Source organism: Enterobacter chinensis (assembly GCF_034008295.1).
Lineage (GTDB): Bacteria > Pseudomonadota > Gammaproteobacteria > Enterobacterales > Enterobacteriaceae > Enterobacter > Enterobacter chinensis.
Genome location: NZ_JARDVI010000004.1, coordinates 145,687 through 164,631, shown reverse-complemented (window position 1 = coordinate 164,631; position 18,945 = coordinate 145,687). Strand labels below are relative to the sequence as shown.

Annotated in this window: 17 protein-coding genes; 3 read left to right on the top strand and 14 right to left on the bottom strand. The window is 57.5% G+C overall.

Annotated features, from left to right (window positions below; translation table 11 throughout):
- Positions 1 to 3: 3 nt before the first annotated feature.
- The 11 genes from eutG to maeB all read right to left on the bottom strand — a co-directional run bounded on the left by eutG (position 4) and on the right by maeB (position 9,956).
- Positions 4 to 1,188, bottom strand: coding sequence for an ethanolamine utilization ethanol dehydrogenase EutG (eutG, locus tag PYW49_RS13460; RefSeq protein ID WP_320386696.1), 1,185 nt, complete (start codon positions 1,186 to 1,188; stop codon positions 4 to 6).
- Positions 1,178 to 2,017, bottom strand: coding sequence for an ethanolamine utilization protein EutJ (gene eutJ / locus PYW49_RS13455; protein WP_320386695.1), 840 nt, complete (start codon positions 2,015 to 2,017; stop codon positions 1,178 to 1,180). The genes eutG and eutJ overlap by 11 nt, the downstream gene beginning before the upstream one ends.
- Positions 2,018 to 2,029: 12 nt before the next feature.
- Complete coding sequence (locus tag PYW49_RS13450) at positions 2,030 to 3,433, bottom strand: aldehyde dehydrogenase family protein (protein ID WP_320386694.1); 1,404 nt, start codon at positions 3,431 to 3,433, stop codon at positions 2,030 to 2,032.
- Between the two features lie 11 nt (positions 3,434 to 3,444).
- On the bottom strand, positions 3,445 to 3,732 hold the full coding sequence (gene eutN, locus PYW49_RS13445) for an ethanolamine utilization microcompartment protein EutN (RefSeq protein ID WP_134347695.1): 288 nt from the start codon (positions 3,730 to 3,732) through the stop codon (positions 3,445 to 3,447).
- Positions 3,733 to 3,846: 114 nt separating this feature from the next.
- Entirely contained in the window at positions 3,847 to 4,140 is a 294-nt protein-coding gene (gene eutM / locus PYW49_RS13440; protein ID WP_114680758.1) for an ethanolamine utilization microcompartment protein EutM, read from the bottom strand.
- Positions 4,141 to 4,180: 40 nt separating this feature from the next.
- Entirely contained in the window at positions 4,181 to 5,197 is a 1,017-nt protein-coding gene (gene pta / locus PYW49_RS13435; RefSeq protein WP_134347694.1) for a phosphate acetyltransferase, read from the bottom strand.
- Positions 5,194 to 5,997 carry an ethanolamine utilization cob(I)yrinic acid a,c-diamide adenosyltransferase EutT gene (eutT, locus tag PYW49_RS13430; protein ID WP_320386692.1) on the bottom strand — a complete coding sequence of 268 codons (804 nt, stop codon included), beginning with the start codon at positions 5,995 to 5,997 and terminating at the stop codon, positions 5,194 to 5,196. The genes pta and eutT overlap by 4 nt, the downstream gene beginning before the upstream one ends.
- A gap of 9 nt (positions 5,998 to 6,006) precedes the next feature.
- Positions 6,007 to 6,711 (bottom strand): ethanolamine utilization acetate kinase EutQ, encoded by a 705-nt coding sequence (eutQ, locus tag PYW49_RS13425; protein ID WP_320386691.1) that lies wholly within the window; start codon positions 6,709 to 6,711, stop codon positions 6,007 to 6,009.
- Entirely contained in the window at positions 6,689 to 7,168 is a 480-nt protein-coding gene (gene eutP, locus PYW49_RS13420; RefSeq protein ID WP_320386690.1) for an ethanolamine utilization acetate kinase EutP, read from the bottom strand. Before eutP ends, eutQ begins: the two co-directional genes overlap by 23 nt.
- 12 nt (positions 7,169 to 7,180) lie before the next feature.
- Complete coding sequence (gene eutS, locus PYW49_RS13415; RefSeq protein WP_024907587.1) at positions 7,181 to 7,516, bottom strand: ethanolamine utilization microcompartment protein EutS; 336 nt, start codon at positions 7,514 to 7,516, stop codon at positions 7,181 to 7,183.
- Positions 7,517 to 7,676: 160 nt separating this feature from the next.
- Positions 7,677 to 9,956 (bottom strand): NADP-dependent oxaloacetate-decarboxylating malate dehydrogenase, encoded by a 2,280-nt coding sequence (gene maeB / locus PYW49_RS13410; RefSeq protein ID WP_134347690.1) that lies wholly within the window; start codon positions 9,954 to 9,956, stop codon positions 7,677 to 7,679.
- A 246-nt stretch (positions 9,957 to 10,202) separates the two neighbouring features.
- On the opposite strand from maeB, the gene tal reads away from it, so the two are divergent.
- Positions 10,203 to 11,153: a transaldolase gene (tal, locus tag PYW49_RS13405; protein WP_134347689.1), complete on the top strand. Its 951-nt coding sequence runs from the start codon at positions 10,203 to 10,205 to the stop codon at positions 11,151 to 11,153.
- A gap of 19 nt (positions 11,154 to 11,172) precedes the next feature.
- Positions 11,173 to 13,161, top strand: a complete 1,989-nt coding sequence (tkt, locus tag PYW49_RS13400; protein WP_320386689.1) for a transketolase — start codon at positions 11,173 to 11,175, stop codon at positions 13,159 to 13,161.
- Between the two features lie 91 nt (positions 13,162 to 13,252).
- Here the strand turns inward: tkt and PYW49_RS13395 are convergent, their stop codons facing one another.
- The 3 genes from PYW49_RS13395 to aegA all read right to left on the bottom strand — a co-directional run bounded on the left by PYW49_RS13395 (position 13,253) and on the right by aegA (position 17,034).
- The gene (locus PYW49_RS13395) at positions 13,253 to 14,296 is read right to left on the bottom strand and encodes a DUF1176 domain-containing protein (RefSeq protein WP_320386688.1); all 1,044 of its coding nucleotides are present in this window, start codon (positions 14,294 to 14,296) and stop codon (positions 13,253 to 13,255) included.
- 101 nt (positions 14,297 to 14,397) lie between these two features.
- Positions 14,398 to 14,991, bottom strand: coding sequence for a GDP-mannose pyrophosphatase NudK (nudK, locus tag PYW49_RS13390; protein ID WP_320386687.1), 594 nt, complete (start codon positions 14,989 to 14,991; stop codon positions 14,398 to 14,400).
- A gap of 66 nt (positions 14,992 to 15,057) precedes the next feature.
- Complete coding sequence (aegA, locus tag PYW49_RS13385; RefSeq protein ID WP_320386686.1) at positions 15,058 to 17,034, bottom strand: formate-dependent uric acid utilization protein AegA; 1,977 nt, start codon at positions 17,032 to 17,034, stop codon at positions 15,058 to 15,060.
- Positions 17,035 to 17,186: 152 nt separating this feature from the next.
- On the opposite strand from aegA, the gene narQ reads away from it, so the two are divergent.
- Entirely contained in the window at positions 17,187 to 18,881 is a 1,695-nt protein-coding gene (gene narQ / locus PYW49_RS13380; RefSeq protein WP_134347683.1) for a nitrate/nitrite two-component system sensor histidine kinase NarQ, read from the top strand.
- Positions 18,882 to 18,945: the final 64 nt, after the last annotated feature.

Here is an 18,945-nt window from a genome sequence, read left to right as displayed (position 1 = left end):
TTATTATGCCGTTGCATACAATGCGATAATGTCGGCATGCGTGGCGGTGCGTGGGTTACTGCGAATACATATATCCTCCAGCGCGGCATGCGCCCATGCGCTGTAATGCTCGAGCTTTGCCCCAACATCAGAGAGTCGTTTTGTCTGGCCCACTTCACTAATCAGCTCGCTGACGGCGTTGATGGCATCGCGATCGTCCGACTTCTTGTTGGTTAACGCCCGTCCGATATGGCTGAAGCGCTCACGACACACCATGCGGTTGAACCCCATTACCGTGGGCAGCAGCATGGCGTTAGCCTGTCCGTGCGGGATATGCAGCGCTGCGCCCGGCTGGTGCGCCATCGCATGACACAATCCCAGTCCCGCGCTGGAAAACGCCATTCCCGCCATGCAGGACGCCAGCAGCATGCTTTCCCGCGCAGCCAGATCCTGACCGTATCCGACGGCCTTCGGCAGCGATTTACCGATCATCGCAATCGCGCCAATCGCCAGGCTGTCGGTAAACGGCGTCGCGTTCAGCGCGCTATACGCTTCAACGGCGTGCGTCAGCGCATCGATCCCGGTCATCGCCGTGACGTGTGCGGGCACACCTTCCGTCAGCGCGGCGTCAAGGATCGCCACATCCGGCATCAGCATTGCGTGGGCCAGCACTTGTTTAAGTCCTGTCGCGGCGTCGATAATCACCGTGACGTTAGTGGTTTCTGAGCCCGTTCCGGCGGTAGTTGGCACCGCAATTAGCGGCAGACGCGGACGCAACACGCTGTGCTCCGTCATGTCAGCCAGCGTCTGCGTGGGGTTGGTCACCAGCAACGCTACTGCCTTTGCGGCATCCAGTACGGAACCGCCGCCGAAGGCCACAACGCTATCGCACTTCGATTCACGCAATTGCGCGACCGCCGCGCAGACATCCGTAATGCACGGTTCGCCCGCCGGACATGGCCACAGCGTCATCGCCACGCCTTTCATCGCCAGGCTGCGTTCCAGTGCAGCAGTCATCCCCGCCTGATGCAGGAAACTATCAACCATGACGAACATATGCGTCAGTCCGCGCGTTTTTGCTTCCTGTCCACAGGTACTCAGCGCTCCCAGTCCACATAACGTAACCGGTGGAACGCTAAACGTTTTTACGCGTTGCAGATTCAGGGTATCGAATGCCTGAAAGAGCGCGGTCTGCAATTCAGCTTGCATAGATTCCTTCCGCTTTTTCTTTTCCGCTATTTGCAATCGCCAGCGGAGTCATAAACAGGCTGTGCTGGGGTAAATGCACCTGCAGCTCCAGGAAACGCTTACGGAACAGTTCATCAACGCCCGGCTGCATACAGGAGCCACCGGCCAGCCACAAGTCAGCGACGCCCTGTCCGGCTATATGGTGAGCCACGATTTCCGCCATCTTTTCGTAGACCGGCTTAACCACTGGCCAGATTTCTTTGCCATTGCTGCGCTTGTACTGCTCGGCTTCCTCCAACTGGATGCGACGGTTCCCGGCCAGCGTCAGAGAAATATGGTGCCCGCCGGTCGCTTCATCGGCGGAATAGATCACTTTGCCCTGTTTAACAATGGCAATCCCGGTGGTACCGCCCCCGATATCCACCACGCCAGCGTTATCGAGCTGCAACAAGTCCGCCAATGCGGTCGGTTCGTCGAGCACATGACTTACTTCAAGCCCGGCAGACTCCAGCACGTTGATCGAAATTCGCCGGTCCGTTCCCGGTGGAAACGAGGTTGCCGCATGAGTAAAGCGGCAACCCAGCTGTTGTTCGAGCGTATCGAGATGGCGACGAACGATGGTCACCGCGCCGAAGAAATCCCAGACGATGCCATCGCGCACAACATCAGCCCAGTCCAGGCAAACCGCAACCGGCTGTCCGTCACTGTCGACAACCATCGACACCACATCACACGTTCCCAAATCAACGCCCAGCCACAGCGGTGAATCGCTCACAGCAGGGGTCTGGTTACATAGCGTTGCCGCTTTTAGCAGCCTGGGTGTCAGCCAACGTTGTTCGTCGTGCGCCATCTCTTTTACTCCTTATACAATTCTGAAGGCGTCAACCAACACACAGCGACGCAGACGCACAAACGTACGCGCGCTGGTCACCCCTTCCCCGGTTGGCGTGGTAATGGTCATTGTGGTCCAGCCTTCTCCGCCGAGCCCAAGACCAGCAATACACGGTCCGTTCTTGACGAAAATACTGGTATCAATGGCGTTTGCCATGCGGTTCATGTTGTCGATATTGCGTGAATGCATCGCCGCCGTATGGTGACAGCCACCTTCAAGCTTGACCGCCAGTTCAATGGCTTCATCGACGCTGGCGACCCGCACGACAGGCAGCACCGGCATCATCAATTCGGTGACGGCAAACGGATGCGTCGCTGAGGTTTCGACGAATAACAGCCGCGTTTGCTCTGGTACGTTCAGACCAATCGTCGCAGCGATTTTTCCTGCATCGCGGCCTACCCAGTCACGACTGACCGTGCCTTTACCGCGCTCATCTATATTTTTCAGCAGCACAGGTTGCAGCTGTTCGGCCTGAGCCGCAGTCATTTTCACCGCATGCTGGCTTTCCATCAGGCGCATCAGTTCGTCGGCAACGCTATCCACGACGATCAGGACTTTTTCATCGGCGCAAATGATGTTGTTGTCAAACGAAGCGCCTTTGACGATCGACTGCGCCGCGCGCGCCAGGTCGGCCGTTTCATCCACCACCACCGGCGGATTACCTGCACCGGCGGCAATCAGACGCTTGTTGGTGTGCTTACGCGCGGCATCCACTACGGCTTCACCGCCGGTTACGACCAGCAGTCCGATGCCTGGGTACTTGAACAACCGCTGGGCGGTTTCGATATCCGGGTTGGCAACGGTAACCAGCAGGTTGGCCGGTCCGCCTGCGGCGACCACCGCCTGGTTGAGCAGAGTGATAGCGCGCTGAGACACGCCTTTAGCAGCCGGATGCGGTGCGAAGACCACGCTGTTGCCAGCGGCAATCAGGCTGATGGCGTTGTTAATAACGGTCGCGGCCGGATTGGTGGACGGCGTCACCGAGGCCACCACTCCCCACGGCGCATTTTCAATCAGCGTCAGGCCGTTATCGCCGGTCAGGACCTGTGGAGACAGGCATTCCACCCCTGGCGTACCGCGCGCCTGCGCCACGTTTTTGGCAAATTTATCTTCAACGCGTCCCATGCCGGTTTCTGTGACGGCAAGTTCCGCTAATTCTCTGGCGTGCTTTTCGCCCGCCTCACGTAGAGCCGCGATAGCCAACTGACGCATGGCGACGCTTTTCAACCCCTGCTGGGCCAGTTTTGCTGCCGTCACTGCGTCATCCAGGGAGGCAAAAACGCCCATGTCTTGAACAGCACTGACGGGCTGGCTGCTGTCTTTCATTTTCAGCAGCACCGCTTTCACGACCTGTTCAATATCCTGTTGATTCATGATTTTCTGCCTTATTTATGGAAGATCACCTGGCCACCTGCCACCACTTCATCGACGATGCCAATCACGCACAGATCGACAGGTGATGATTCGTTACGGTGCGCCTGACGGGCTGAGCTTCCGCTGACCAGCAGCACCCACTCCCCGGTTCCCGCCCCGATGCTGTCGATAGCAACGGCACACTGCCCGTCGGGATTACCGCAGGCATCAATCATTTCCACCATCAGCAACTTGTCGTGCGCGAGCCCCTGATGGCGTACGGTACAAACAATTTGTCCTTTGACGATTGCCAGTTTCATACGCGCCTCCGTGGCATATTTCAGGTAAAACCTCCCCCTACCCTCCGCAGAAGGTAATGTGAAAAGGAGAGAGGGTGACGCCAGCAATGAAGTTTGTGGCGTCACATGGACGACTTACATGTCGCTGCTGTCGCCTTTAAAGCTGATCGGGAACACTTCTTCCAGATCGCCATGCGGACGCGGGATCACGTGTACGGAAACCAGCTCGCCAATACGCTGTGCAGCCGCAGCACCTGCGTCTGTTGCCGCTTTACATGCCGCTACGTCGCCACGGACCATAGCAGTGACCAGACCGCCACCGATCTGCTTCACGCCAACCAGTTTCACACGTGCCGCTTTAACCATTGCGTCAGAAGCCTCAATCAGTGCAACCAGGCCCCGGGTTTCAATCATTCCTAATGCTTCCATTTTGCTTTCCTCTTAAGTCAAAGGGGTCCAGAACGGGACCTTATACAACCAGTGTGTGCGAGGCGTTCTCACGACTCACGTCAGTCTGGCGCGGCACAGCTGCCACCAACGCCAGTTCGATAATTTCCTGTACGCTACAGCCGCGAGAGAGGTCGTGAAGCGGTGCGGCAAGTCCCTGAATCAAGGGTCCAACGGCGCGATACCCTCCCAAACGCTGGGCGATTTTGTAGCCAATATTGCCTGCCTCCAGCGACGGGAAGACCATCACGTTGGCATTGCCCTTTAACGGACTGGCGGGCGCTTTTTGCGCGGCGACATCCGGAACAAAGGCGGCATCAAATTGCAGTTCTCCATCCACGATAAGCTGCGGGGCACGCTCACGAACAATCTCCGTCGCCTGCTGCACGTTAGCGACGTTGGGATGACGAGCGCTGCCATTACTTGAAAACGACAGCATGGCCACGCGCGGCTCTTCACCGGTGATCCCCTGCCATGTCTGCGCGCTGGCAATTGCAATATCCGCCAGCTGTGCGGCGGTGGGCTGCGGCACGACGCTGCAATCGGCAAACCCTAATGACGGCCCGAGGTACTGCGGCAGCATCAGGAAAATTGACGACAGCGTTTTACAGCCTGGCTGTAGCCCAATAATGCGCAAACCGGCGCGCAGCACGTTTGCCGTCGACGATAGATTGCCCGCAATACAGACGTCTGCTTTGCCCGCGCTGACCATTGCCGCAGCGAACATCAGCGGATCGTTGAGTTTTTCCCACGCATCCGCAGGCGTTTTATCTCCCGCGCGGGCCAACCAGCGCAGCGCAAACTCTTCGCGCATTGGCATGTTGCTTTGCGGATCGATAACCTGAATGCCATCCATCGCCACCCGGTGGCTGAGAGCAAACTGGCGCAGCGCAAACGGACTGGCGACGAGAATGGGACGCGCCAGACGGTGCTGACGCAGGTAATTTGCCGCCTGCAGTACCCGAATATCCAATGCATCCGGGAACACCACACGTGCAGGTGAGCGGTGGGCGAGTTGACGAGCACGTTCAATGATCATGGCTTCTCCCCCAGTCGCTGTTGAATTTGGCTAACCGTCAGCGGGTGCTTCGCAACGCTCAGAATCATCATGACGTAGACCGTACTGGAAAGGCGGTTGAGCGCCTGCATGATGTCCGGTCGCATGACTTCAAAACTACGGCTGATGAAAACCTGGGCCGCCACCGTCTCCGTTTCACGGACTTTGGTACGCAGCAGATTAAGCAGCGCGCAATCATGTCCGTGACTGGCTTCAGGCACCAGATGGTCGTGGTCCAGATAGCGCAACGGCTGATGCGAAAGGCGGTGTAAATCGTCGTCACTTAAACCGACGATAGCTTGTGCTGCCAGCAGCTCGTCCATCGCATCGGCGCGCATAATGTTGCCCAGGCGCGAACGGATATCCGAAAGCCACGGCTGCCACGGCTGCCCCAGCTCTATCTGCAACCACACGGCCAGCGCGATGGTGCTGTCCAGCGCGGCGCGAAATCCCAGGAGCGGGTCACTTTTGGCAACCATCTTGTCCGCCGTCAGATGCGTCAGCGTGTCGGGTTTCTTCACCACCGGTTGATGACACAGTTCGCAGCTGGCCTGTTGATGCGTATCGCTGCTGGTTAACCCATGAACCGGCTGCGGCTGCTGGTCTTCGTCAGCAATAAACAGGCTGCCCTGCTCGTCGATAAACTTAATGCGCAGATGTCGGCTTTCCAGTAATTCCCGGGCAGACGGCGTCAGGCGAGCGTCAGCGGGGAGATGAATTTCAGCCCCTTCGCTGAGCGTATGATTCGCTCTGAGCCATGCTTCGGTAATGAAATCCTTCATACATCCGCCTTAGCAGGACTGCCAGTTCGCAGGCCAGGCCACATACAGAAACTTCACCGTCGAGGGCGTACCAAATTCGATGCTGGAGCCTTTCGGGATAAACATCACGTCCCCGGCTTTAGCAATCATGGTTTCGCCTTCGTGACGAACGTGCAGCTCACCTTCCAGAATCATGTCGATTTCGTCGTAGTTCAACGTCCATGGGAAAAAGGCGTTATCCCACTGCATGAACCCGGCGGCCATACTGCTGCCGTCCTGGTCGGTCACCAGATCGGTTAAACCCACACATTGCGGCTGTGCGCCGTCAAAACGACCAAACTTCACGCTACTGCCGTCGATGACTTTGACGCCGCCTTTGCCGGTCACCGAGTTAAAGCTTGGCTGCATTCCGCCCTGCTCCAGCGACTGTTTCTCCTTCATGACTTTGTCCATCAGTTGGGCAACCAGGCTTTCGGTAAACTGTCCTTCCGGTAACTGTGCAATGATGGTTTCGCGAATGCGTTGGTTTTCCGTTTTGCCATCAATCACCGCAGCCGGTTTAGCAGCGGCTACGTATGGCGTGGATTCATCGCATTCGCTAATGGTGACGCCCAGCAGCTCCGCAACTTCGCGCGCCTCCGGGGTGATGATGCTGGCGCGCAGAACAACTGACATTTCCTGTTCGCCGCGTGCGTGGGCCGCACGAATATCGTTAGCTGTAATGAGTTTTTTCACCTGCCCTTTTCTCCTTTTGGCTGAGCTCAGTCAGATAATCCACCAGGTACTGCACGCTGCGCGGGTCATGGCTATTGAGCTCAAAAATCGGCTCCTGAAACCCCATCTCGCGAAGAAGTTGTCGCGTTGCGGCGACGTCGACATCTGGCACGTCCGTTTTGCTGATAACGGCGATTTGTCGTTTACTTGCGCCAATATCCAACAGCCCGGCAGGTAAGCGACTTTCTTTATCATTTGCCGCGTGTATATAAATCAACGTATCGACATCCTGCAGCGTGGTAATCAAGGCGTGATACCAGCGCGGATGGCTAAAATATTCTCCTGGCGTATCGATATCGCCATTCTCATTAAACTCCACGGCCTGCGTTTTTCTGGCGAGGGAATAATTCCCCTGTAGCGCATTAAAGAGCGTCGTTTTTCCCGCCCCCACCGTACCGACAAACGCAATACGTTTCATCGCCGCCTCTGATTAACTTTTTGTCAGATTGCACAATGTGAAATTTAATAACCGGCCCAGACCACTTACCGTTTGTAATAACGCTTCTTCTACCGCGCCTACCGAGCCGTAGATAACCAGCGCACCACTGAATCTATCGAGAAAACCGATATGTACATCTGCCGCCTTCAGGGCTAAGTCACCGGCAATCATCGCAGTTTCCCCTGGCGTCAGCGTCATGATGCCGATGGCACCTGCTTCGGGAACGCCGATCTTTTTCGCCAGTTCCTCTCCGGGGTGTGCAATGAGATGCGCCAGCGTGACCTGTTTCCCCGGCACAAATTCCTGAATAATGCGTTCTTTTTCCATTGCTCACCGCCTCCTCTAAAACTGCCCTCATCGTGGCAATTTTTTGTCAGAGTAAATAACAAAATTCGGCAACCAGGTTTAAAAGGTGAAGTGGATCACTAAGAAAGGGAAAATAAAAAGGCGCGGGAGAAACCCGCGCCGGAAATAAATTAAAGTGATATTACAGCGGCTGCGTCTGCGCCTCCACCACCGCCAGCGCTACCATATTCACGATACGGCGCACAGAGGCTATCGGCGTTAACACATGCACCGGTTTCGCCACACCCATCAGCACCGGCCCTACGGTCACCCCTTCAGAGCTGGAGACGCGCAGCAGGTTATAGCTGATACGCGCCGCTTCCACGTTCGGCATAATCAGTATGTTCGCCGATCCTTTCAGCGGACTGTCCGGCATACGTTCGTTGCGGATGCTCTCCACCAGCGCCGCATCGCCGTGCATTTCCCCGTCAATCATCAGCTCCGGCGCACGCTCGCGCACCAGCTCCAGCGTCTGACGCATTTTGCAGGCCGCCGCGGATTTAGACGAACCAAAGTTTGAGTGCGACAGCAGCGCCACCTTCGGCTCGATACCAAAGCGGCGCACGGTCTCCGCGGCCATCACGGTGATCTCCGCCAGCTCGTCAGGAGTTGGATCGTCATTAACGTAGGTGTCGGCAATAAAGGTGTTCCCGCTCGGCAGCAGCAGGGCGTTCATCGCCCCGGCGGTATGGACGCCGTCGCGATAGCCGAAGATCTCCTGCACCACGCTAAAGTGCTCGTGGTAATCGCCGATGGTGCCGCAGATCAGCGCATCCGCTTCGCCGCGATGAACCATGATCGCGCCGATCACCGTCGTGTTACTGATGACAGCTTTCTGCGCCTGCTCCTGGGTGATCCCCCGGCGCTTCATGATCGCGTAGTATTCGCTCCAGTACTCTTTGAAGCGCGGATCGGATTCGTTGTTGACGATCTCGAAGTCGACGCCCGGCTTAATCTGCAGGCCCAGCTTTTGAATGCGCATCTCAATCACGCTCGGACGACCAATCAGGATCGGCTTCGCCAGACCTAAGGTGATCAGCTCCTGGGTGGCGTGGAGCACGCGCGCCTCTTCCCCTTCCGCCAGTACAACGCGTTTCGCGTCGGTACGCGCCTGCGAGAAGATCGGCTTCATGAACAGGTTGGTTTTATAGACAAACTCGGTGAGCTTATCGACATAAGCGTCGAAATCCTGAATCGGTCGCGTCGCCACACCGGAGTCCATCGCCGCTTTGGCCACCGCTGGCGCAATTTTAACAATCAGACGCGGGTCGAACGGTTTTGGAATGATGTAATCCGGACCAAAGCTCAGATCCTGATCGCCATAGGCTGACGCAACCACTTCGCTCTGCTCGGCGTGAGCCAGCTCCGCGATGGCGTGAACGGCGGCAAGCTTCATCTCTTCGTTGATTGCCGTCGCGCCGACGTCCAGCGCGCCACGGAAGATGAACGGGAAGCAGAGCACGTTGTTAACCTGGTTCGGGTAGTCGGAACGGCCGGTACAGATAATGGCATCTTCACGCACCGCTTTCGCCAGCGGCGGCAGGATTTCCGGTTCCGGGTTTGCCAGGGCCAGGATCATTGGCGCGCGCGCCATCTTCTTGACCATCTCCTGGGTCAGCACTTTCGGACCCGAGCAACCGAGGAAGATATCCGCGCCATCGATGACGTCCTCAAGCGTGCGCTTGCCGTCGTCTTCCACCGCATACGCCGCTTTGGTTTCCGCCATGTTAGGCTCGCGATCTTTATAGATAACGCCTTTGGAGTCGCAGACCACAATGTTGTGTTTCTGCATCCCCAGCGCCACCAGCAGGTTCATACAGGCGATGGCCGCGGCGCCTGCGCCAGAGACCACCATGCGCACGTCAGAGAGATTTTTCTCAACCACGCGCAGGCCGTTCAGAATAGCGGCGGTGCTAATAATCGCAGTGCCGTGCTGGTCATCATGGAACACGGGAATGTTCATACGCTCGCGCAGCTTCTGCTCGATATAGAAACATTCCGGCGCTTTGATGTCTTCCAGGTTGATCCCGCCGAAGGTCGGCTCCAGCGCGGCCACCACGTTGATGAATTTATCGGGATCGAGTTCGTCCACCTCGATATCAAACACGTCGATACCGGCGAATTTCTTGAACAGAACGCCCTTCCCTTCCATCACCGGTTTACCCGCCAGGGCGCCGATATTACCGAGACCCAGCACAGCCGTGCCGTTCGAGATAACGGCCACGAGGTTGCCGCGCGCGGTGTATTTGTAGGCTGCCAGCGGGTCTTTTTCGATTTCCAGACACGGCGCAGCAACGCCTGGCGAATAGGCCAGCGCCAGATCGCGCTGGGTCGCCAGCGGCTTGGTTGGGGAGACCTGGATTTTGCCCGGGACAGGGAACTCGTGAAAATCGAGGGCACTCTGTTTTAACTGATCGTCCATCTTGTTATTCCTTTTACGTATCGGTCAGATAGTATCGCCGCAGGACAGCGCATAAACTTTGAAGGCTGCCAAACTCTCACCATCACACATTAAAAATTGTTATCAATTTATAACAGCCATGTTACCCGTCTCAAAAGCAATGCCTCCCCCGTCTGCTATGCTTTTTTGTTAAGTCCATCATGATTTTCTCAGAAGTGTGAACTAGCGCACTCATCTAACTCTTTTATTTCCAAGGAGTAATTATTTATGAACCAGCTAGACGGCATCAAAAAATTCACCACCGTGGTTGCAGACAGCGGCGATATCGAGTCGATTCGCCACTATCAGCCGGAGGATGCAACCACAAACCCTTCGCTCCTGCTCAAGGCAGCCGGTCTTGCGCATTTTAGTCATCTGATTGATGACGCCATTGCCTACGGTAAACAGCGCGGGAAAACGCAGGAGCAGCAGGTCGCAGAAGCCAGCGACAAGCTGGCGGTTAATTTCGGTGCGGAAATTCTTAAAAGCATCCCGGGGCGCGTCTCAACCGAAGTCGACGCCCGCCTCTCGTTCGATAAAGAAAAAAGTATTAATAAGGCCCGCCGCCTGGTTGAACTCTACCAGGAACAGGGGATCGATAAGTCACGCATTTTGATCAAACTCGCTTCCACCTGGGAAGGCATCCGCGCGGCGGAAGTGCTGGAAAAAGAGGGAATTCACTGCAACCTGACGCTGCTGTTCTCATTTGCTCAGGCACGCGCCTGTGCCGAAGCGGGCGTGTTCCTGGTCTCGCCGTTTGTTGGCCGCATCTACGACTGGTATCAGGCAAAACAGCCAATGGACCCGTACGTGGTGGATGAGGACCCGGGCGTGAAATCTGTCCGTAATATCTACGACTATTACAAGCAGCACCGCTACGAAACCATCGTGATGGGGGCCAGCTTCCGCCGAACCGAGCAGATCCTCGCCCTGGCAGGCTGCGACCGCCTGACTATCTCCCCTAATCTGCTCAAAGAGCTGCAGGACAAAGAAGAGACGGTGATCCGCAAACTGGTGCCCACCTCTACCGTTCTGCCAAAACCGAAAGTCATGACCGAAGCGGAGTTCCGCTGGGAGCACAATCAGGACGCCATGGCCGTGGAAAAACTGGCGGAAGGTATCCGCCTGTTCGCCGTCGACCAGCGCAAACTTGAAGATCTTCTCGCCGCCAAACTTTAACCTTGCCACGGAGTGAACTATGTCCCGTAAAGAGCTAGCCAATGCCATTCGCGCCCTCAGCATGGATGCCGTGCAGAAAGCCAATTCCGGCCACCCTGGCGCACCAATGGGCATGGCTGATATTGCCGAAGTGTTGTGGAACGACTTCCTGAAGCACAACCCCAGCGACCCCACCTGGTACGATCGCGACCGTTTTATTCTCTCCAACGGTCACGCCTCAATGCTGCTCTACAGCCTGCTGCATCTCTCCGGCTACGACCTGCCGCTTGAGGAGCTGAAAAACTTCCGCCAGCTGCACTCCAAAACGCCGGGTCACCCGGAAATTGGCTATACCCCAGGCGTGGAAACCACCACCGGGCCGCTCGGCCAGGGGCTGGCAAATGCGGTCGGGCTGGCAATTGCCGAGCGCACGCTGGCGGCACAGTTTAACCAGCCGGACCACGAGATTGTCGATCACTACACCTATGTATTTATGGGTGACGGCTGCCTGATGGAGGGGATTTCCCATGAAGTCTGCTCGCTGGCGGGCACGCTGGGGCTGGGCAAGCTGATCGGGTTTTACGATCACAACGGCATCTCCATCGACGGGGAAACCGAGGGCTGGTTTACCGACGACACGGCGAAGCGCTTCGAAGCCTACCACTGGCACGTGGTGCATGAGATCGACGGCCACGATCCTGAGGCGGTGAAAAAAGCGATTCAGGAAGCGCAAAGCGTGAAGGACAAACCGTCCCTGATTATCTGCCGCACGGTTATCGGCTTCGGCTCTCCGAACAAGGCCGGCAAAGAAGAGGCGCACGGTGCGGCGCTGGGCGAAGAGGAAGTGGCGCTAACCCGGCAGAAGCTGGGCTGGAAACATCCGCCGTTTGAGATCCCAAAAGAGATCTACAAGGCCTGGGATGCCCGCGAAGCGGGTGAAAAAGCGCAGCAGTCCTGGAACGAGAAGTTTGCCGCGTATAAAAAAGCGTACCCGGATCTGGCCGCCGAGTTTTCCCGCCGCATGAGCGGCGGCCTGCCGGAAGACTGGGACGATAAAACCCAGGCGCTGATTGAAAATCTGCAGTCCAACCCGGCGAAAATCGCCACCCGCAAGGCCTCACAAAACACGCTGAATGCCATCGGCCCTATCCTGCCTGAACTGCTTGGCGGCTCGGCGGATCTGGCGCCCAGTAACCTGACGATCTGGTCCGGCTCGAAATCGCTGAAGGAAGACATTGCCGGGAACTATATCCACTACGGCGTACGTGAATTCGGGATGACCGCCATTGCCAACGGCATCGCCCATCACGGCGGCTTCGTGCCCTACACCGCCACCTTCCTGATGTTTGTCGAGTATGCCCGTAACGCGGCGCGCATGGCGGCATTGATGAAGGCGCGACAGATTATGGTCTATACCCATGACTCCATCGGGCTGGGGGAAGATGGCCCGACGCACCAGGCGGTTGAACAGCTGGCGAGCCTGCGCTTAACGCCAAACTTCAGCACCTGGCGTCCGTGCGATCAGGTCGAAGCGGCGGTCGGCTGGAAGCTGGCGGTAGAACGTCACAATGGCCCAACGGCATTGATTCTGTCACGCCAAAATCTGGCGCAGATTGAGCGTACCCCGGAGCAGGTGAAAAATATCGCCCGCGGCGGCTACATCCTGAAAGACAGCGGCGGCAAGCCGGACGTGATCCTGATTGCGACCGGTTCAGAGGTGGAAATCACGGTGAAAGCGGCGGAAAAACTGACCGCCGAAGGCCACGCGGTACGCGTGGTGTCCCTGCCCTCAACGGATATCTTTGACGCCCAGGACGAAGCGTACCGGGAATCGGTCCTGCCTTCCAGCGTCGCGGCGCGCGTGGCGGTGGAAGCCGGTATTGCCGACTACTGGTACAAATATGTCGGGCTTAAGGGGGCGATTGTTGGCATGCGGGGCTACGGTGAGTCCGCCCCTGCCGACAAGCTGTTCCCGTACTTCGGCTTTACCGTTGAGAACGTAGTAGAGAAGGCGCTGAGCGTGATTTAGTGCGGCCTGCGTGCCCTGTGGCGCTACGCTTACCGGGCCTACATGGTTTGAAACGTAGGCCGGGTAAGGCGCAGCCGCCACCCGGTAAAAGCTACCGCGTGATCCACAGCGTGGGCCAGGCATCTGGCCCGTTCCAGCTATCGCAGCTGGGCTCCTCGGCGTAGCGCACCAGGCGAAAACGCTGGCCGTCAAAGCGCCAGCGCGTCTGGATCCCGCAATCTCCCATGCCGCGCCCGAGCGCGAGCGTGGTCAGCTCGCGCGTTTTCTCATCGAAGCTGGCGTTCATTAACTCCATTTCACTGCTGTCGCTTGACGGCGTAAACGGCAGACGCAGCCTGACGCTGCGGGCAGAGAAGGGTTTTTTACGTGATACCAGCCACGCCAGATCGACCGTATTATAGGCCCCCGCCTCGCAGCTGACGATCAGCAGCGCTTTGTCATCGGTTAATGCAGTAACGCGCACTTCCCGGCGGTTAGGATCCAGCGAACACTGGCTACTGTTCATCCGCCCGGTACCATAATCCAGCAGGTCGTTCAGTTCAGCGTGGGAAAGCGGTGTTGGGGTGGGATTCACGACAGTCACTTTTTTCAGGGCGGGTGCGGGCGGCACGCTTAACGGCGGATCGTCACCTTTCTTAATCCATGCGGTTTCGCTGCCGACACGCTTTTGCTGTGCATCAATGAACAGCAGCGCTGCTTTCAAACCGCTCAGGGAAATAACCTGCTTGCCACCGCTCAGGGTGAGCGCTTTCCCTTCCTGGATATTTTTCAGAAAGGCGGTGATGGTGGCCGCATCGTCCGTTTTCAGATGCCAGGATGTGAACTGCCAGTGCTGCTTGTCCAGCTTCAGGGGGACGTTATCCAGCAGCAGCCGGGGGGCAATCTCTGGCTCTTTGACAGAGGGCGTTTCAAGGCCGCCGAGATCGATACGCAGCGTGGCATCCGTTTTCGCCCCGGCGCTTCGGGTGAGCGTCATGACCAGACCACGGTGTTCACCCGTATTGCGTGCAAGGCAAAAGTTCTGGTTATTGCAGGTCACCTGCCAGTCAGAAAAGGCTTGCTGAGCAGGCGCAGCCCGCACCTGCGGCGCGAGAAGCACACAAAACAGGGAAAATAAAAAGACGCTGTAGCGCATGAATGACACAATCCCGGAACGAAAACGCTTAACTGGGCAGTATCTTCGTGTTCCCGCCGGGGTTGCTCAATCGGATTTATCAGATATACCCGAAAAACACGCTATATCCGTTCGAAAGCGGTGTTCATTAACCCGGTCGTCTGTAAATACTGCAGTAATATCACTGCCTTACCATCCCTGATTTCCCCTGAACGCATCATCTCCAGCGCCCGAGAAAAGGGGAGCTCCAGCACTTCGATATCTTCATCTTCTACGCCACCGCCCCGGTGAGTGCGCTGCGCGTCGCTGTATTCCGCAATGAAGAAGTGAACGATTTCCGTCACGCCGCCGGGCGACATAAACAGCTCGAAGACCTTTTTAACCTCTCCCACTTCGAAGCCGGTTTCTTCTACGGCCTCTTTACGGATGCAGACTTCCGGCTCATCATCATCGAGCAGGCCCGCACAGCTTTCAATCAGACGTCCGTCAGGGTTGCCATTGACCCATGTCGCCACCCTGAACTGACGGATCAGCACCACGCTCTGCTTCTCACGGTTATAGAGCAAAATGGTTGCCCCGTTACCGCGATCGTAAACCTCGCGTTTGTGGCGGATCACTTCACCGTTATTACGTGTAAGATCATAGGTGATGTTACGCAGGACAAAGTAGTTTTCAGAGAGAATTTTGTCTTTGATAACGTCAATTTTCAGGGTCATACGGGCTCCACAACACAATGAGTCATCCTATACTACGCCGTGAATCCCGCTTTGTCGCCCGCCTGTTTAATGATGTTTTGGTGCATTAACCCCAAGCCAGTCGAGCATCCCTTGCGCCGCATGACGCCCTTCCGCCATGGCGGTCACCACCAGATCCGCACCGCGCACCGCATCACCGCCGGCGAAGATTTGCGGGTTGGTCGTCTGGTAACGGTAGCGGCTCTCGACCGAGGCAACGATCCGCCCGCGCTCGTCCGTTTCAACGCCCTGCGCCTGCAGCCACGGCATCGCGTGCGGGTTAAAACCAAACGCCATAATGACCGCATCAGCCGCCATCACAAACTCGCTGCCCGCCACCGGAACGGGCCGACGCCGCCCCTGCGCATCCGGCTCACCGAGTTCGGTACGCAGCATCCGGATACCGTTGACCTTTCCGTCAGGATCCAGCGTCAGTTCAACCGGCTGGACGTTAAATTCAAACGCTGCACCCTCTTCTCTGGCATTCTTCACCTCTTTCTTCGAGCCCGGCATATTGGCCTCATCCCGACGATAGGCGCAGGTGACGTTCGTCGCGCCGTGACGTAACGCTGTGCGGACGCAGTCCATCGCGGTATCGCCCCCGCCCAGCACCACCACGTTTAAACCACGGGTGTCGATGAACGGTTCGCTGGCCAACTCGTCCAGCCCCATAACATGCCGCGTATTGCCTGCCAGGAAAGGCAGCGCGTCATAGACACCGGGCGCGTCTTCATGCGGGATACCTGCCTTCATCGAGCGATAGGTACCCACGCCAATAAACAGGGCGTCGTAGTCGTTCTGTAACTGTGACATCGACACGTCCTGGCCCACCTCGCAGTTCAGCTCGAAGCGGATCCCCATCGCGGTAAATATCTCTCTGCGCCGCGTGAGCAAAGATTTGTCCAGTTTGAATGCCGGGATGCCAAAGGTCAGCAATCCGCCGATTTCCGGATGCCGGTCATAGACCGTCACGTTCACGCCGCTGCGCGCCAGCACGTCGGCACACGCCAGCCCGGCAGGCCCCGCGCCGACAATCGCGACACGTTTACCCGACGGCATGACGGCGGACATATCCGGCCGCCAGCCCATCGCCAGCGCCCGTTCGGCGATATAGCGCTCGATGTTACCGATGGTCACGGAACCCGTCTCGTCACGTAGTGTGCAGGCACCTTCGCATAATCGGTCCTGCGGACAGACGCGGCCGGTAATTTCAGGTAAACAGTTAGTCTGATGAGAAAGCTCGACCGCGCCGGCAATGTCACCCGCGCTGAGGCGCTCAATCCACTGCGGGATGTGGTTGTGCAGCGGGCAGGTCCATTCGCAAATGCTGTGCTCTCCGCACTTCAGGCAGCGCGACGCCTCGCGGGCGGCCTGCTCTGTCCGATACGGCAGGTAAATTTCGTTAAAATGGCCCACGCGCTCTGCGCCAGCCAGTTTATCGGGCTCGCCGCGTGGCAGGGTTGTTTGCATCTGCTGCAGTTTGGTGCGCGGGACGTTCTCTTTGACGGCCTCCGCATGCCAGGGCTGCGCCTCCAGGGAGGCAGCGCGCTGTCGGCGCGATTTCGCCAGATTATCCAGGACAGCAGGCGTCGCCAGGGAGAGGACATCTGCCGGGCAGTTTTCGATACAGGCCGGGCCATGTGGACGCGTCAGACAGAGATCGCATTTATTCGCCGAGGCCTTCACGCTGCCGTTGTCGAGCGGGGTGACGATAATCTCCATCGTGCCAAACGGGCAAGCCACCGCGCAGGCCTTACAGCCGATGCATTTTTGTTGATTCACCTGTACGCTGTCATCACATTTGCTGATGGCGCCGTTCGGGCAGCTTTGCGCGCAGGGCGCATTTTCACAGTGATGACAGGTGACAGGGCTTCGCTTCTCGCCGGATCTCAGGACCGTAATACGGGGATGAAAATGGCGCTCGCTCAGGACATGCTGCTCACCGTTGTGCGCCATCACGCAGGCCACTTCGCAGGCACGACACCCAATGCATTGCTGGCTGTTAGCCATAATAAAACGATTCATAATCACACCTGTTTTTGGTTCAATAACCTTATTCTTTGTATGAATATGGTATTTACGCATCACGGCGCGATCGGGCAATGTTCAAATGCCCAGGATGCCCAATTATTTCCAGTGAACCTGTGGCAGATCAATTTTATTCAGAGAGCCGTTCTGTGACCGTTAAACGACCCGTTTCCGGAAGCCTCGCCTGGGCTTTCTTTTCGATCATTGTCTTATCCGTGCTGACCAGCACCGTCGCGCTGCTGACGCTTGCCAGCAGCCAGCGTGATGCCGAAGCAATTAATATCGCGGGCTCGCTGCGCATGCAGAGCTATCGTCTGGGCTACGAGATGCAGCGCAACAGCCCTTCCCTTGCCGAACATCGCGAGAACTGGCAACAGACGCTGAGTGCGCCAGCCCTGCAGAAGCTGAACCGCTGGTACGTCCCGGACAATGTGAAAGCACGCTATCAGCAACTGCATGTGGCCTGGCTGGAGATGGATGCGCGCATCGCCCGCGGCGACAGCGCATGGTATCAAAGCCACATTGGTGATTTTGTCGGCCGCATTGATGCCTTTGTGCTCGCCCTACAGCACTACACCGAACATAAAATTCAGACGGTCACCCTGCTATCTCTGGCGGGCGCGCTTGGGATCCTGCTGCTGACGCTGTTTACCCTGCGACGCATCCGTCGCCAGGTGGTATTGCCGCTGAACAATCTGGTGGCGGCCAGCGAACGGATTGAGCGAGGCGAGTTTGCGACCCCTGCGCCGGATACCGCCCTGCCGAACGAGCTGGGTCAACTATCGCGTGCCTTCAACCACATGTCCGCCGAGTTAGCCACGCTCTATCGCTCGCTTGAAGCCTCAGTTGCGGAAAAAACGCGGCATTTGCATGACGCCCACCAGCAGCTCGACATGCTGTTCAAATGCTCTCAGGCGCTGAATACCGGCCAGATTGACAGCCACTGCTTCCGGCATATCCTGCAGATTGTCCGTGACTATACGCAGATGAGTTATCTGGAACTGCGCACCAGCGACGACTGGCGGCTGTGTGAAGGGACGGAGTCAAGCGGCCTCCCGCTGCAAAACCTGCCGGTCCTGATGCAGGACACCCTTTACGGCGAGCTGCGCTGGCAAAGCGAGACGGACAGCGTTCCCCTCCCGCTGATGAGAAGCGTGGCGACCATGCTCGGGCGCGGGCTGTACTTTAACCAGGCGCAAAAGCACTACCAGCAGCTGCTGCTGATGGAAGAGCGCGCCACCATCGCTCGCGAGCTGCATGATTCGCTGGCGCAGGTGCTGTCGTATCTGCGCATTCAGCTTGCCCTGCTTAAACGCGCCGTGCCGGAGGAAAATACCCCGGCACAGACCATCATCACCGACTTCTCCCGCGAGCTTAACAACGCCTGGCAGCAGCTGCGCGAGTTGCTCACCACCTTCCGTCTGACGCTGAACCACGCGAATTTACCCGCGGCGCTACAGGAGTCTCTCGACGCCCTGCAGAGCCAGACGCAGGCCAGACTGCACCTCGACTGCCGCCTCTCCTCGCTGGCGCTGGACGCGCAAAAGCAGGTGCATCTTTTACAGATCGTGCGTGAGGCCGTGCTGAATGCCATTAAGCACGCGCAGGCCAGCGAGATCGCGGTGAGCTGCGTGACGGCAGCGGACGGCACGCACTGCGTCAGCATTCGTGACAACGGCATCGGGATTGGCGAGGCCAGCGAGCCGCCGGGGCACTACGGACTGAACATTATGCGTGAACGCGCGCAACGGCTTGGAGGAACGCTACACTTTTCGCAGCCGCAAAACGGCGGCACGCTGGTCAGCGTCACGTTCCCCGTGCCTGAGGCACCGGCGGGTAAATAACGGTAAAGGGGGAAGCGCAGGGAAAAGCGCATGATAATTTACATTATCTCCTTTATTTCTCCAC